Annotated in this window: 14 protein-coding genes and 1 pseudogene; 11 read left to right on the top strand and 4 right to left on the bottom strand. The window is 68.3% G+C overall.

The genetic code is table 11. The features are described from left to right. The 9 genes from BGO37_RS05830 to BGO37_RS05790 all read left to right on the top strand — a co-directional run. Positions 1-1116 (top strand): ABC transporter substrate-binding protein (locus tag BGO37_RS05830; RefSeq protein ID WP_291753042.1); only part of this gene is annotated, 1116 nt, incomplete at its 5' end. Between the two features lie 76 nt (positions 1117-1192). Further along, a complete protein-coding gene (locus BGO37_RS05825; RefSeq protein ID WP_291753041.1) occupies positions 1193-2098 on the top strand; it encodes a carbohydrate ABC transporter permease in 906 nt (301 codons plus the stop codon). After that, on the top strand, positions 2095-2934 hold the full coding sequence (locus tag BGO37_RS05820; protein ID WP_291753040.1) for a carbohydrate ABC transporter permease: 840 nt from the start codon (positions 2095-2097) through the stop codon (positions 2932-2934). The genes BGO37_RS05825 and BGO37_RS05820 overlap by 4 nt, the downstream gene beginning before the upstream one ends. 80 nt (positions 2935-3014) lie before the next feature. Then, entirely contained in the window at positions 3015-5336 is a 2322-nt protein-coding gene (locus BGO37_RS05815) for a hypothetical protein (RefSeq protein ID WP_291753038.1), read from the top strand. Further along, the gene (locus BGO37_RS05810; RefSeq protein ID WP_291753037.1) at positions 5333-6934 is read left to right on the top strand and encodes a glycoside hydrolase family 43 protein; all 1602 of its coding nucleotides are present in this window, start codon (positions 5333-5335) and stop codon (positions 6932-6934) included. The genes BGO37_RS05815 and BGO37_RS05810 overlap by 4 nt, the downstream gene beginning before the upstream one ends. A gap of 423 nt (positions 6935-7357) precedes the next feature. Then, complete coding sequence (locus tag BGO37_RS05805) at positions 7358-7969, top strand: hypothetical protein (RefSeq protein ID WP_291753036.1); 612 nt, start codon at positions 7358-7360, stop codon at positions 7967-7969. Then, a complete protein-coding gene (locus BGO37_RS05800; protein ID WP_291753034.1) occupies positions 7941-8246 on the top strand; it encodes a transposase in 306 nt (101 codons plus the stop codon). The genes BGO37_RS05805 and BGO37_RS05800 overlap by 29 nt, the downstream gene beginning before the upstream one ends. A gap of 196 nt (positions 8247-8442) precedes the next feature. Beyond that, positions 8443-8883: a transposase gene (locus tag BGO37_RS05795; RefSeq protein WP_291753032.1), complete on the top strand. Its 441-nt coding sequence runs from the start codon at positions 8443-8445 to the stop codon at positions 8881-8883. A 17-nt stretch (positions 8884-8900) separates the two neighbouring features. Further along, on the top strand, positions 8901-9443 hold the full coding sequence (locus tag BGO37_RS05790; RefSeq protein ID WP_291753030.1) for a hypothetical protein: 543 nt from the start codon (positions 8901-8903) through the stop codon (positions 9441-9443). A 67-nt stretch (positions 9444-9510) separates the two neighbouring features. Here BGO37_RS05790 and BGO37_RS05785 read toward each other — a convergent pair whose 3' ends face one another. From BGO37_RS05785 to BGO37_RS05775, 3 genes are all read right to left on the bottom strand, one after another. Further along, entirely contained in the window at positions 9511-10533 is a 1023-nt protein-coding gene (locus BGO37_RS05785; protein WP_291753029.1) for a hypothetical protein, read from the bottom strand. Between the two features lie 70 nt (positions 10534-10603). Continuing rightward, positions 10604-10990, bottom strand: coding sequence for a PIN domain-containing protein (locus BGO37_RS05780; RefSeq protein ID WP_291753044.1), 387 nt, complete (start codon positions 10988-10990; stop codon positions 10604-10606). 39 nt (positions 10991-11029) lie between these two features. Continuing rightward, a complete protein-coding gene (locus BGO37_RS05775; RefSeq protein WP_291753028.1) occupies positions 11030-11464 on the bottom strand; it encodes a hypothetical protein in 435 nt (144 codons plus the stop codon). Between the two features lie 66 nt (positions 11465-11530). On the opposite strand from BGO37_RS05775, the gene BGO37_RS05770 reads away from it, so the two are divergent. Then, positions 11531-12307 (top strand): hypothetical protein, encoded by a 777-nt coding sequence (locus tag BGO37_RS05770; RefSeq protein ID WP_291753027.1) that lies wholly within the window; start codon positions 11531-11533, stop codon positions 12305-12307. A 56-nt stretch (positions 12308-12363) separates the two neighbouring features. Here BGO37_RS05770 and BGO37_RS05765 read toward each other — a convergent pair whose 3' ends face one another. Then, positions 12364-12543 carry a hypothetical protein gene (locus BGO37_RS05765; RefSeq protein ID WP_291753026.1) on the bottom strand — a complete coding sequence of 60 codons (180 nt, stop codon included), beginning with the start codon at positions 12541-12543 and terminating at the stop codon, positions 12364-12366. A 496-nt stretch (positions 12544-13039) separates the two neighbouring features. Between BGO37_RS05765 and BGO37_RS05760 the strand changes: the two are divergent. Next, positions 13040-13915, top strand: a pseudogene (locus BGO37_RS05760) (IS481 family transposase); the annotation flags it as partial. Between the last annotated feature and the right edge of the window lie 73 nt (positions 13916-13988).

The following is a 13988-nucleotide window of genomic DNA, read 5'->3' as shown; positions in this document are numbered from 1 at the left end:
GTCCCAGGTCAGAAGGGCATCCGCGTCTCACGACGCACGCAACAACTCAACTCCATCGGCGGATCCGGGCTGAAGCTGCAGGAGTTCCCCGAGTCCACCGACGAATGGCGCAACCAGTTCGTCCAGCGCGAGGCGGCCAAGTCTTCCGAGTGCGACATCTTCGGCTCGGACGTGACATGGACCGCCGAGCTGGCGCAACGCGGATTCATCTACGACCTGAGCCCCTACGTGCAGTCCCGGGCCAGCGACTTCATCCCCTCGACGGTCAAGACGGGGGAGTACAAGGGCTCGGACTGGGCGGTGCCGTTCGGGACCAACGTGGCGTTCATGTACTACCGCACCGACCAGATCGCCAAGGCGCCGGCCACCTGGCAGGAGGCCTACGCCGACGGTAACGCGAGCAAGGGCCTCATCTACCAGGGCTCGGCGTACGAGGGGCTGACGGTCAACTTCCTGACCCTGGCCTCCGCTGCGGGTGGCGCAGTGCTGTCCGCGGACGGCACGAAGTCGGCGATCAACTCCCCGGAGAACCTGAAGGCCTTGACGTTCATGGTCGACGGGCTGTCGAACGGGTCGGTCCCGAAGGCGGTCCTGACCTACACCGAGGAGGAGAGTCGGCGCGCGTTCGAGGCCGGCCAGGCCTCGCTGATGGTGAACTGGACGTACGCCGACGTCCTGGGACAGCAGTCCGACATCGCCGGCAAGTTCCAAGCGGTGCCGCTGCCCTCGTGGGAGGGCGGCGCCAGCAGCGGCAGCGGCGTGCTCGGCGGAGTCAACCTTGTGGTCTCGAAGTACTCCGCTCATCCGGCTGAAGCTCTCAAGGCGATCGACCAGATCACGTCCCTGGACAGCCAGGTGATCGCCGCGACCAAGGGCCAGGCTCCGACGCTGGTGAAGGCCTACGACTCCAGCCAGGTGCAGCAGGCGCTGCCGTTCTGGGAGGTCCTCGAGAAGGGCGTGAGCCAGGCAACGTCCCGCCCTGTCACCCCCGTCTACGCCCAGGTGTCCCAGGCGATCTACACCAACGTCTCCGCCGCACTGAGCGGCCAGGTCACACCCGCCGACGCACTGAAGAAGGCCGACGAGCAGATCAACCAGGCATTGAGCACCTTCTAGCCAGGTGGGGGCGGCGGGCCCTACCCGCCGCCCCCACCGGCCCGCCCACGTCTGGACCTCGACACAGGATCTGCCAGTGACGCATCCACATCCCACCCTTGCCCAAAGCCGGTCACGTCTGGCCGCCGTCATGGTCAGCCCGGCGATCGCCGTCATGGTGCTCGTCGCTGGCTTCCCCGTGCTGTACGCCGTCTGGTTGTCCCTGCACGAGTACTCCCTCCGAACACCCGGCCTGTCCCGGTGGGCCGCCCCCTTCGCATTGGGCAACTACCTCACCGCCCTGAGCAGCCAAGAGTTCTGGTCCGCCTTGCGCACCACCTTGGCGTTCACCGCAATCTCGGTCGTCCTGGAGCTGGCCCTCGGCATGGCGATGGCGCTGCTCATGCAGCGCGTAGCCCGCGGCAGCGCATTCCTGCGGGCCGCCGTGCTGGTGCCCTGGTCCGTCCTTACCGTGGTCACGGCGATCATGTGGCGCTCGGTCTTCGACCCCACGCTGGGCTTCGTAAACACCGTGCTGGGCGCTCTCGGCCTGCCCGCCGACACCGTGTGGCTTGGATCGACGCCACAGGCGTTCGTCGTCATGGTGGTGGCCGACGTATGGAAGACAGCGCCCTTCATGGCCCTGCTCCTGCTCGCCGGCCTGCAGGGGATCCCGCGGGAGACCTACGAGGCCGCCGCTGTCGACGGCGCCAGTGCATGGCAGCGCTTCTGGCGGATCACCTTGCCGCTGCTGCGCTCAGCGCTGCTGGTCGCCCTGATCTTCCGGACGCTGGATGCCCTGCGGATCTTCGACCTGCCCTACACGTTGACCAAGGGCGCGTTCGGCACCGACACCCTGTCGCTGCTGGCGTTCCGGCAGCTGCAGGAGCAGGGCATCGTCGGCCTTGGCTCGGCCCTGTCGGTGCTGACGTTCCTGGTCGTGATGGCCATCTCGGTGATCTACATCCGTCTGATGCGCCCCAACGCCGGGAGCGCCCGATGACCGCCCGCTCGCGCCGGCGCCTGGCGACGACGGGAACCGTCGTCGGCGTGATCGCTGTCGCGGTGATCTGCCTGTTCCCTTTCTACTGGCTGATCAACCTGTCGCTGCGCTACGGCTCGGAGCTGTCCAGCGCGTCGGTGTTCCCCGAGCATCCGACGCTGCGCAACTACACCTCGGTGCTGCACGACGCGGACTTCCTGGCCGCGCTGCGCAACTCTGCTGTCGTGGCCACGACCACCACGCTGCTAGCCCTGCTCGTTGGAGCACCGGCCGCCTACGCGCTGGCCAAGCTCCCGTTGCGACGCAAGGGGCTGATCCTGGCCGGGGTCCTGTCGGTCACGACGTTCCCCGCCATCGCGGTGGCCGCGCCGCTATTCAAACTGTGGACCGACATCGGCCTGTACAACACCCTGGCCGGCCTGATCCTGCCGTACTTGGTGTTCACGCTGCCGCTGGCAGTCTTCATCCTCGTCGCCTTCTTCCGCGACGTGCCCGACGAGCTCGAAGAGGCCGCCGCCTTGGACGGGCTGGACCCCTGGCGAACCTTCGCCCGGATCGTCCTGCCACTGTCGGCCCCGGCCCTGGTGACCGCTGCCTTGCTGACGTTCATCTTCGCCTGGAACGAGTTCCTGCTGGCCATCACCCTGACGTCCACCCCGCACGCCCGCACGGTCCCGGCGGCCATCGCGTTCTTCACCGGGTCGATCCAGTACGAGCAGCCGCTGGGCACGATCGCGGCCGCTTCCGTCCTGATCTCGGTTCCGCTGATCGTCCTGGTCGTCATCTTCCAGCGCCGGATCGTTTCCGGTCTGGTCGCCGGTGCCGTCAAGGGATGAGCCAGCGCCACGGGCAACCCAGTCCCGTCGCCCGTCAGACGGCACACCCGACCGATCACGTCACTTCTCGAGGAGAGCCCATGGCCCCCATCTCCGTCCGCCCGCACCTCGGCTCGTCCGGGATCTCGGTCGGCCTGACCGCCGGCGAGGCCACCTTCAGTCTTGACCGGCCGGTGCAGGTCGCGACGCTCGACGGGACACGGCTGACCGCCGGCTACGACACCGTCTCCAACGAAGGTGGGGGCGTCCTGCACGCCGTTGCCGAGGTGAACCTGCAGGAGGGGACCGGGCTGCGGATCGACGACCTGCTCACGGTGACGGATGGGGCGACTGTCCGCATCGAACGGTCCGTACAGGTTCTCGCCATCGGAACCTGCATGGGGCTGCGGGTGGGGCTCTCAGGCCGCACCGAGATTGCCGGGGCGTCGGAGTCGACGTGGCAGTACTTCGTCCCAGGCACCATGTACAACCGCAATGATTCCGACGGCGACGGGGTCGAGGACTACCTCGGCACGTACGTCCAGGAGCATCGCGACGACAAGAACGGATGCCTTGCCGTCCTGGCGCGCGACCCAGGGTCCGGCGTCACCGTCTCGCTGGCGCGCACGAGCGTGCCGCGCTTCGACACCCGCATCTCGCCCGACCAGCTGCGTGCCCGCGAGTTCATCCAGAACACCGACATCGGTTCCCTCGGTCTCGCCCCGGTGTCGGACGGGCAGGTCGAGCTCCGTGCCGCCTACCCGTTCGCCGAAGAGGTCAGCTTCAGCCTCGACACCGCCGGCAACGGATGGGGCGCGTTCCTGCCCGCCGAGGTCGGCGCCTCGATCGGCGTGACCTACGAGGTGCGTCTGTCGCACACCGACGACCTGACCGAGGCGATCTGGCAGCTCTACCGTCACCAGTACGCCCAGCTGGGCACCCGCCGGCCGACGCCCGGCGTCAGCCTCGACGCCTCCGTCGAGTACCGGCAGCTGCTCACGCAGCTGTACTACCGCGGCTGGGAGAAGGAGGAGGACCCGGCCGAGCCCGCCGGCTACCTCGTCCACTTCTCCCCGAGGACGGGGGAGACCCTCGGCTCGCTGATTGAGTTCGGGTTCTCCGGCGACCAGAGCCTGCTCGCCTACACCCAGCTGGCCTGGGGCTACCGAACCGGCACACCCCTGTACCGCGACCGCGCCCGACGCGTCCTCGACTTCTTCGTCACCGCGTTCCAGCACGACAACGGGTTCTCCGACGGCCTCTACGACCCGATCCACCACCGCTTCACCCACTGGTTCACCGGCATCCTCATGCCCTTCCAGTACGCCGAGGACGAGCAGGACGTGCGGCGGTTCGTCGGCCGCCAGCTCGCCGACGCGCTCATGCCCATCGCCCGCGAGCTGCGCCAGGTCGACGGCAACTACCTGCGCACCATGTGCGAGTCGGTCTTCCCCCTGCTGCTGGCCCATGAGCTCGACGCTCAGCACGGCCGCAGCAACGAGCAGTGGCTGGCCGCAGGCTGCCGGTTCGGCCAGTTCCTGCTGGACACCCAGGCAGACGACGGCTCGTGGTACCGGGCCTACGGCCCCAACGGAGCCGGCCTGACTTCGCCGGCCGCATGGTTCGGCGCCTCCTACGCCGAGCTGAAGAGCGGCACGATCTTCCCGATCCCGGTGCTGACGACCCTGCACCGGCTGACCGGCGACGTTCGCTTTCTGGACGCGTCGCGTCGCGCCGGCGACTTCCTCCTGCGGACCTTTGTCGAGCCGACCCTGTATGTCGGCGGCCTGAACGACACCACGCACATCAAGTCGGTCAAGACCGACTCAGTCGGCGTCATGTTCCTCGTGCGATCCCTGCGCTACGCCTTCGAGGCCACCGGCGAGGAACGGTTCCTGGCTGGCGCTGTCAAGGCGGCCAAGATTCTGGCCTCCTGGGTCTACCTGTGGGACGTGCCGTTCCCGGCCGAGTCCCTGCTCGCCGCATCGGGCTTCAAGTCCACAGGCTGGGCCGTCTGCGACGTCATCGCGGCCGGCGGGTACCTGGACAACGAGTTTCTCGAGTTCACCGGGGACCTCATCGCCGTGGCCGCCCACGCTGGGGACAGTGAGCTGTTCGACATCGCCGACATCGTCGAGCACGGCATGCAGTACGCCTTGTCCACACCGGACAACGACCACGGCTACGTCGCCCCTGGCATCCAGTGCGAGGGCGTCATGACCGCCTACTGGCTCAGCGCCCCCGACACCACCCAGTTCTCCGGCGCGGTCAACAAGGCCAAGGGTGATGACAACGACACCTGCAACGCCTTGACCAACGGCCAGGCGACCTACGCGATCTACGAGATCGCCGACACCTACGGCACGACCGACTTCGACGACATCCGCCGCATGCTGTTCGGCCCCGCAAACGACGCAGGGTGAGCCCGACGAGCACCTGGTCCGATGCCGGCGGGATCTCCGGCATCGGACCTGCGGCAGAGCCGGACGGCGTCTTCTGCAACCCCGTCATCCCTGGCTTCCATCCGGACCCGAGCATCTGCCGCGTAGGCGACGACTTCTACCTCGTCACCAGCAGCTTCGAGTACTTCCCCGGGCTGCCGATCTTCACCAGCCGCGACCTGGTCTCCTGGCGACAGATCGGCCACTGCCTGACCCGCCAGAGCCAGCTCGACCTGCGAACCGCGCCACCCTCTGGGGGGCTGTACGCGGCGACGATCCGATGGCACGACGGGCACTTCTTCGTCACCGGGACCAACGTGTCTGGCGGGGGACACTTCATCGTCCACGCCACCGATCCGGCCGGTCCGTGGTCCGACCCGGTGTGGGTCGACCAGAACGGGATCGACCCCTCGTTGTTCTTCGACGGCGACACCGCCTACTTCACATCCACCGTCGAGCCCGACCCGGCAGGCCCGCACGTCGCCGAGCCGGCGTTCGTCCGCGGCGTCCAGCAGTCCGTGGTCGATCCATTCACCGGTCAGCGGCTGACCGACGTCCGGTTCCTGTGGGGCGGAACCGGCGGCAAGTTTCCCGAAGGGCCGCATCTGTACCGACGGGGGAGCTACCACTACCTGCTGCTCGCCGAAGGCGGCACCGAGTACGGGCACATGGTGACCACGGCCCGCGCCACCTCACCCTGGGGGCCGTGGGAGCCCTGCCCGCACAATCCGATCCTCACGCATCGCAGCACGGCCAGCCCGATCCAGGCGGTCGGTCATGGCGACCTCGTCGAGCTGGCTGATGGCTCATGGTGGATGGTGTGCCTGGGTGTGCGGCCGTCAGCCGGCTGGCCGATGCACCACCTCGGTCGCGAGACCTTCTTGACGCCCGTCGAGTGGACCGACGACGGCTGGCCACACCTGCCCGGTTCGGGACTGGTCGAACCGAGCCTGCCGCGGCCGCCTCTGGCGCCCGAACCGCTCCCGGCCTCCCCGACCCGCGACGACTTCGACACGGCGTTCCTCGGCCCACACTGGAACTGCCTGCGCGTCCCGCTCGCACAGCATGGCTCACTATCTCGGCGACCCGGATGGCTCACATTGTGCTGCCAGGCCGGGACTCTGGACGATCCGCTCGTCGCCTTCGTCGCCCGCCGCCAGGAGCACCTGACCTGCACCGCACGCGCGCTCCTCGACTTCGTGCCGCGGGGCGCCGACGAGGCCGGGCTGACCGTCAGGATGAACGAGCATCACCACTACGAGCTCGCAGTGCGTCGCGCCGACGACGGCCGCCAAGCCGTCCTTCGCCGGCGCATCGGCGGCCTGAGCGCGCTCGCGGCAACCGTCCCGATTCAGGACGGTGCCGTCGAGCTCGGCGTCGACGCCGACCCGACCACCTACCGCTTCTTCGTCCGCCAGTCAGACGGTCGGGTCGACGAGGTCGGCACCGGCGAGACGCGCTACCTCAGCTCGGAGTGCGCCGGGGGATTCACCGGCGTGTACCTCGGGATGTACGCGACGGGAAACGGCCTCGACTCTTCAGGTGCCGCGCACTGGGACTGGTTCGACTACAGGAGCTGAACAGCCTCGTTCGAGGCACGACGTTCCAAGAACCGTCGCGCAACGCTGACGCGTTCGTGTGACCGACCCGCCCCGGTCGCGCGGCGACGAGCCGCGCGCGCTGACCTCTCCCTCGGGCACCCCTCGGACTCAGGGGTGTCGACGCCGGCCGCCCATCCGAGTTGGGATCTTCTCGCCGGTATGGCGCCGGCCGCAATGTGGGCATGACCACCCTCGCGCCCTTGCCCTCGACCTGCTGCTCTTCGGCGCCGTCCGGATCGCCGCTGCCATCGCCGCCGGCCGCACCCCGGCCACCCGTTCCGTCTACGCCTGCGCCTGGCGCGCCTGGACCCGCTGGTGCGAGGCCCGCGGCCTACCGCCGCTGCCGGCCGCGCCGCACCCGGAGTGCGCCAACTCATCGCATGCGCCGACCACGGCGTCAGCGTGTCGACCCTCGAGCTGGCCTGCTCCGCCATCGGCTCCTACCACCGCGACCGGGACCTGCCCGACCCGATCCGGCACGAGAGCGTCCGGCAGGTGCGCCGTGGGTTGCGCCGCACGCTGGGTACCGCCGCTCGCCGTCCCGCACACGCCCTGACCCTCGCCGAGATCACCGCCATCGTCGGTGCGATCGACGGCACCGCGGTGGCCGGCGCCCGTGCCCTTGTCCTGCTCCGCTACGCCTCCGCGCCACGGCCCGGCGCGTTCGTAGCGCTGGCGCTGGCCGACCCGCGGCACCAGCCCTGCGGGCTGCTGCTGCTGCACGTGCGGCGGTCCAAGGCCGACCGGGAGGCCCGCGGCCAGGTCGTCGCCGTCACCGCCGGCCACCACCCCGCCATCTGCCCTCTGACCGCGCGCTACGCGTGGCTGGACCGGCGCGGGTGCGCGCCCGGCCCGCTGTTCACGGCGCTGCGCCACCAACAGGCGACGACCGGCGAGCCGATCTCCGCCACCGCGGCCTCCAAGCGCGTCACCCTGAACCGCCCCGGGTTCCGTGGAGGCTCTCAACCCACGGAGGATGAGAGTCATGGCAGCACCGAGGAAGTACCCCGATGAGCTCCGGGAGCGGGCGATCCGGATGACGGTCGACATGCGGCGTGACCCGGTCACCCGCAAGGGTGCACTGTCCCGGGTTGCCGAGCAGCTCGGCATCAACCCCGAGACGTTGCGGAACTGGGTCACTCAGGCCGAGGTCGACGCCGGGGACCGCCCCGGGACGAGCACGGCGGACGCGGCGCGGATCGCTGAGCTGGAGCGGGAGAACCTCGAGTTGCGGCGCTCGAACGCGATTCTGCGGTCGGCGTCGGCTTTCTTCGCGTCAGTACCAGACTGACCGTGTGCCCGGTGGGGTTGGCTCGTTTCTTCGCTGCCTGCGTGGCTTTTCCGCGATGTGCCGTCTCGCCGGGCCGGCGCTGCTGATCGAGGTCGTGGCCTGATAGGAGCCTGCTTGCTCACCGTGCCCGACTGAGGCGTGCCCGGCACCGGTCAGCCGCGCCGCCCCAACGGTTAGCGAGGCTTCGGAGGTCTGGATGACGGTCGTCGGCATCGACGCGCACAAGAACTGGCACACGCTTGTCGCGGTCGACGAGGTCGGCAAGCGGCTCGCGGTGTTGACCGTCGAGGCGCGCGCGGCCGGGCACCGGCAGATCCTGACCTGGCTCGAGCAGTTCGAGGACGTCACGGTCGCGGTCGAGGACTGCCGTCACCTCACGCGTCGTCTCGAGGCGGACCTGCCGGCCGGCGGGCACAAGGTCGTGCGGGTTCACACGCGGCTGATGGCCGGGATGCGTCGCAGCGGCCGTGAGCGGGGCAAGTCCGACCCGATCGACGCCGAGGCGGTTGCCCGCGTCGCGCTGCGCGAGGACGACCTGCCCACTGCCGAGTTGCCGGGCCCGACCAGGGGGATCATGTCGTCGCCGTCAACGCCGTTGTCGCGAAGCTGCGCGGCCGCTTCCGTGCTGACCAGGTAAAGCAGCAGCTTGCCGACATGGGCGCGGCGCTCGGTCAGGACGAGGCAACGCAGTACGAGGCCGGCCTGAGTCAGCTGGGGAGCTTCCTGGGCGCCGAGGCTTTCAAGCCCAAGGGGCAGGGGCGCTGCGACTCCGCGTGGCTCTGGGACACGGCCATGTGGATGACCGTCGAGGCGAAGTCCGAGGAACATCCCGATGGGCTTCTGCCGCTGAAGGACATTCGGCAGGCCAACACACAGCTCGACCAGCTGGCAGCGGACCGTGGAATGGACCATCCGCCAGCCGGGAGTCCGGCGGTCATCGTGTCCGATCGCCTCACTGTCGATCCTGCGCATGCCTCCGCGGCGAACCCGAATGTCTACCTGACGTCTACCGACACGGTCGCACAGGTCGCTGGCGACGCAGCCGCTGTCTGGACCGACCTTCTCACGACGGCATCGAGCTTCCAGGCGGAGCCCGCACTGCGCCAGCACGTCCCGGGGGTCCTTACCGACCACGGCTGCCTGCCGAGCCAGGTGGTCGATCGGCTCACGCAGAACAGGATCCGTCCGGGCTACTGATCCGCTCGGCTTCCACCGAAGCAGAATGCCCCGCAACAACGAGTTGACGGGTGTGGGCCGGTGCCGCCTAGAACGGCGGCTCGTCCGGATAGGCCGGAGAGCTCGGGGCCACGGGCAAGGCCGCGGCAGGCAGCGGCAGGTTCGTGACCACGTAGAGGTTCAGGATGTCGTCGCGGTCGATGAACATGATCTGGCTGCGCCGCGACGCGTCGAGGGCGTTGCCGAGCCAGTTGCGCGCCTGCTTGGTGATCTCGCCGCCGGCCACGATGAACGCGTGGTCGATCAGCACCCGGCGGTTGTCCTCCGGATCGAAGATCTCGTGAGCCAGCATCATCTGGGCCTGGTTGAGAATCTCGGCCACGTTCGCGTTGCCAGCGTTGGTCGTCCCCGAGGCGTCGATCTTGCCGCGCTTGGCCTGAACGCCGAAGTAAAGGCGGTGCTGCGTCGGCAGTGTGAGGCGCATCCAGACGTCCTTGCCGTATTCCAGAGCCTTATCCTTGTGGCCGGCTGCGGTGATCCTGTGGAAGCCCAGCTGCCGGAACAGGGGCAGCAGCACCTCTTCGATGAGGTCATCCTCGCTGCAAGCGTCGAGGTAGGCCGCCAGGTCGTTGCGTCGCTGCACCTCAACCGGCGACAGCGGCCGGTGCGGGTTCGCCGCCAGCAGTGTGACCTCCTGGCTGCCGACGTGACGCAGATAGCAGTGCTTGTCCTCGGCGTAGAACGCTTCGAAGCCCTCGCGGGCGAGGACTTCGTTCAGCTGCCGAAGCGCGTTAGGCCGATCCGGTTCCTCGTTGTGAGCGTCGCGGGGGTCCATCAGCTGGTCGATCAGGCGACAGAAGATCTCCGGCGGATGGGTGGGGCCGTCGTGCGGCTCAGCCAGCATCTTCTCGATGACATCCGCCACCCACCAGTTCCGAGTCGAGCCGTCGTGGCGGTAGTCCGTGCCGAGGTCCTCGAAGAACTCGGAGATGAACATGCTCGACCGGTACGGGAAGTACTTGGGCTCCTGGCCTGGCCCCGGAGTCTCCGCTCCGAGGTTGCCGCAGACAACATCGCCCAGCGCCAGAAGGTTCTTGTGTTTGAAGTTCATGGAGTTCGCCCTCCCGGGCTGTTGGGAGGGCGATTCCTGGCTGTCCCCGTCTCGAGCGTAGAGCGCGTCCTCAGCCTTGTGGGCGAGATCCGACCGCGCCGTTCGCTTCCTCGAGCCGGTGCTGCTGCAGGTCGGCGGCGCTGGCGCGGAAGGCGGCGCCCGTGTCGTAGGTGACGAAGTGCACCGGGTGACTGAGGAACGACCGGAGGGTGGCGGCCCGGTCGACGAGATCGTCGTCCGCGCGGTGCAGCCGGACGTGGCCGGGCGGGTCGAGGAGAAGCTGGATGGTGACCTCGCCACTCGTCGCGTCCTTCAGATGGAGGACCCGCCGCCCGTCGATGCCAGCGCCGAAGTCGTTGTAGAGCGCTTTGAGCGTCTGTCGGGCACGCGATCGCCCGTTGGTGCGCTTGAGATTGTCGAGTTCGTCGATGACCAAGATGGGCACGATGACCCGGATGCTCTCGACGCGCTGCGCCGTTCCCTCCAGCGCCTCGTGCTAGTCAATGTCCGGGTACAGCTGAGGGTGCTGCATGAAGACGTTGGTGTCGGGCACGACGTAGTTGATCGGGCCGTTGAACTCTCCGTCGGTCAGCCAGCCGTTCAGGTACTGATCGAGGTCACGGAAGGCGGCCTCAAGTTCCCGGGCGATGTGCAGCATCTCGTCGAGGACGGCTGGGGCGAACAGCTTTCGCTCGAGCGGGCTTTGCAGCGTTGCCCAATAGCGGTCGGTCAGCACGTAGCGGTGCAGATCCTCCGGACGCATGACGGTGCGCAGCATGCGTTCGGCGTCGGCTACCCACTTCAGGTATCGCTGCACGACGTCGTTGGCGTCTCCGCCCAAGCCGGTCACGTTGGCAGCGCCATCAGCAACGGGTCGCAGCTGATCGCGCAGGGCTCGTCCGGAGACTCCCGGCAGTGGCCAGATCATCACCGGACAGACGATCCCACCGGGCGCCGACACGGTCCTGTGTCAGCGCTCTGTGGGATACCAATAGCCATGCGCTTCACGCTGGACGGTGAGTCCTTCGACCTCACGCCTGAACAGGTTCGATCTCATCTCAAGGGCCACCACCCCGAGAACATCCGCGAGTACTGGGTCGACATCGACGGCCAGCGCTGGCCGGTCAAGCAAGTGATCGAGCTCGCGACGGGCGCTCGGCGGCCTCGGTTCATCTCGACATCCGCGCGCCGCTGGCTGCAGGACGTCGACTTCACGGTCGGATCCGGTGGCACTGTCATCAGTAGGGGAGCGGGGCCACGAGTCCGCACGTCGGCACCCGATCGCAGCGTCGACCCGACGAAGCTCGAGGAAATCGACGCCGTCGACGTCCTGGTCGCCTTCGTCTGGCTCGGCGCCGGCGCGGTCCTACTCGATACCGAGAGCCTCCCGCAGTTCCCGGCACTGCCCAGACTCCCGGGCCTCTACCGCATGGACTTCGGCCTCGACGGTGAGGCAATCCGCACCTTCTACGTCGGCGAGGCGGTCGATCTGGCCCGGCGCTCGCGCAACTACCGTCAGGCCAAGTCGGACAACAGCAGCCAGCACACCAACCGCCGGATCCACAAGGAGATCGTCAGTCACCTCGGCGGCGGAGGCTCGATCGCGTTGGCCATTGCTACGACGGTCCGCTGGGGCGATGGAGAAGTGCTCGACCTTCGTCTGCGCTCCGCCCGCCGCCTTGCCGAGAACGCCGCGGTGCTGCTAGCCCAGACGCAGCCAGGAACTCGGGCGCTTAACATCGACACCGAACTCAACGGCGACGCTGACGCCTGACGAGTAGGTTGGATGACTGGTCGCCCCGGTCTGCCCCCTGCACCGGGGTGATCGCGTCACTTGTGTGCCCCTGTCTTCACGCGCCGGGCGACGCCGGCCCGCTCCAAGTGCCCCGACACCGTCTCGCGGTGGATGCCGAACCTCCGCGCCAGGACGTAGGTCGAGTCACCGGCCAGATACGCGTCGACCAACGCGACGACCCGCGCCTCCGTCAGTTGCCGAGCCCGGCCGGTCATTCGTCTATCGTTTCGAATCCTGTTAGGTGTCTCGACCTCGGTCGCGGCCCGAATCGCTGCTGACCTGCGCCTTTGCTGGTCGCCTCGTTTCGAATAGTGTCCTAGCAACTCCACCGAAGACCGGTTGCAGTAACTGGGCCGTCAAGTTGCATTGACGCGCTGGGGTCCTGACCTGCTGGGTCGTCAGGGCGTCTAGTTGTGCAGCGGAGCTGTGCCTTCGAGTTGCAGTCGGGGCTTCAGGGCCGGTGTGGACTCTCGCGTCCTGGTCGTTTGCAGCGTTAGCCGGCCCACATCACCGAACGAGTAGGGCGCTCGGTGCCGGCAACGCACTGGCGTCGATCGGAGAAGGCATCGGCGCGACGATCGGTCCGTGTTCGACTAGGTGTGATGTCCAGGGAGATTGTCCCGCTTGGCGGGGTGAGTTGGGGTGACAGGTGAAGGCCCCCAGTTGTGAAGTGGAGCTGTCGAGGAACCGCTTCACACCCTGGAGGCCTTCGTGTCCCACGCTAATGCGACCCTGACACCGCGGACCCGGCTGCGGCTGGCCCGGCTGGTCGTCGAGGACGGCTGGACATGCTCGAGCGCGGCGAGGATGTTCATGGTCTCGCCCCGCACTGCGGCCAAGTGGGTCGGCCGTTACCGAGCCGAGGGACCGGGCGGGATGGCGGACCGCAGCTGCCGGCCGCACCACAGCCCGACCAGGACCCCTGAGCACGTCAAACGCCAGATCGTCGCGTTGCGGTGGCGGCATCGGTTCGGGCCGGTGCAGATCGGCGGACGTCTGGGCCTGCCCGCGTCCACGGTCCACGCGGTGCTGACCCGCTGCCGGATCAACCGGCTCTCACGTCTGGACCGGGTCACCGGCGAACCGTTGCGCCGCTACGAGCACGACCATCCCGGCGCGATGATCCACGTCGACGTCACCAAGTTCGGCAACATCCCCGACGGCGGCGGGTGGCGCTACGTCGGGCGCCAACAGGGCGAGAAGAACCGCTCCTCGACCGTCGAGCGCACCGGCACCGCGCGCAGCAAGTGGCGCGGCCCCCTGCTCGGCCGGGCCTACCTGCACACCGTGATCGACGACTACTCCCGGGTCGCGTACGTCGAGATCCACGCGGACGAGACCGCCGCGACCGCGATCGCGGTGCTGCGTCGGGCCACCGCCTGGTTCGCCGATCGGGGCGTCACCGTCGAGAAGGTCCTGTCCGACAACGGGTCCGCCTACCGTTCGCACGCCTGGCGCGACGCCTGCGCCGAGCTGGCCCTCACCCACAAACGCACCCGGCCCTACCGGCCCCAGACCAACGGCAAGATCGAACGGTTCCACCGCACCCTGGCCGACGGCTGGGCCTACGCCCGGTTCTACGACTCAGCCCGGATCCGCCGATGGAGTTGAGTTGTTGCGTGCGTCGTGAGACGCGGATGCCCTTCTGACCTGGGACGAT

Origin of the sequence: Cellulomonas sp. 73-92, assembly GCF_001898175.1 — a bacterium.
In the GTDB taxonomy this organism is placed as follows: domain Bacteria; phylum Actinomycetota; class Actinomycetes; order Actinomycetales; family Cellulomonadaceae; genus Cellulomonas.
Note: the sequence above shows the minus strand (reverse complement) of the source record. Positions and strands in the feature narration are given on the sequence as shown.

What these genes read in the sequence shown, in the direction of transcription:
- BGO37_RS05820 (WP_291753040.1), top strand. Translation starts at nt 2,095, where the DNA reads ATGACCGCCCGCTCGCGCCGGCGCCTGGCGACGACGGGAACCGTCGTC.
- BGO37_RS05815 (WP_291753038.1), top strand. Translation starts at nt 3,015, where the DNA reads ATGGCCCCCATCTCCGTCCGCCCGCACCTCGGCTCGTCCGGGATCTCG.
- BGO37_RS05800 (WP_291753034.1), top strand. Translation starts at nt 7,941, where the DNA reads ATGGCAGCACCGAGGAAGTACCCCGATGAGCTCCGGGAGCGGGCGATC.
- BGO37_RS05795 (WP_291753032.1), top strand. Translation starts at nt 8,443, where the DNA reads ATGACGGTCGTCGGCATCGACGCGCACAAGAACTGGCACACGCTTGTC.
- BGO37_RS05790 (WP_291753030.1), top strand. Translation starts at nt 8,901, where the DNA reads ATGGGCGCGGCGCTCGGTCAGGACGAGGCAACGCAGTACGAGGCCGGC.
- BGO37_RS05785 (WP_291753029.1), bottom strand. Translation starts at nt 10,533, where the DNA reads ATGAACTTCAAACACAAGAACCTTCTGGCGCTGGGCGATGTTGTCTGC.
- BGO37_RS05770 (WP_291753027.1), top strand. Translation starts at nt 11,531, where the DNA reads ATGCGCTTCACGCTGGACGGTGAGTCCTTCGACCTCACGCCTGAACAG.
- BGO37_RS05765 (WP_291753026.1), bottom strand. Translation starts at nt 12,543, where the DNA reads ATGACCGGCCGGGCTCGGCAACTGACGGAGGCGCGGGTCGTCGCGTTG.